Consider the following 482-nt stretch of genomic DNA (forward strand, 5'->3'; position numbering starts at 1 on the left):
GTTCAGGCGGCACAGCAGCAAGCTCGGAGACTACAGATAGTCGTTCTCGTCCTTCTCGGCCTCCTGTTGCTCGGTATCGCGTTGTGGGCTACCGGAGTACTGTGATGGAAGCCGGATATTCAAGACAGCCCCGGCCAACCATCGGGTATGAGCGAGGACGATGTCGACATCGCAGAGCGGATCGAGCGACTCGAGGAGATCGCAGAAACGCTTGAGGACGGGGAAGTCGATCTGCCGACAGCAAAGGAGCTCCGAGAGGAGGCTGACACACATCTTGAAGAGCTCCGTGAAGCGTTGGACGTCGGGGACGGTGACATTATTGAGATTGATGGCGCCGAGGCCGAGATCGGATCTTAAACAGCGTCAAGCAAGTCACGTCTGAGCGGCCCCAGTAACCAACTCAGTGTCAAGCTGAATTACTGGGCCTGGCGAAGGTTTCGATCAACGACCGTGGCGAACGCAACGTTATCCTGTACTTGCTC

General features: G+C 56.8%; 1 protein-coding gene. It reads left to right on the forward strand.

Features of this window, described 5'->3' with window-relative positions; translation table 11 throughout:
* Positions 1 to 147: 147 nt before the first annotated feature.
* On the forward strand, positions 148 to 357 hold the full coding sequence (locus EXE45_RS17825; RefSeq protein ID WP_137695115.1) for an exodeoxyribonuclease VII small subunit: 210 nt from the start codon (positions 148 to 150) through the stop codon (positions 355 to 357).
* The last annotated feature ends 125 nt before the right edge of the window (positions 358 to 482 follow it).

This window comes from Halorubrum sp. SP9, from assembly GCF_005435015.1.
In the GTDB taxonomy this organism is placed as follows: Archaea; Halobacteriota; Halobacteria; order Halobacteriales; family Haloferacaceae; genus Halorubrum; species Halorubrum sodomense.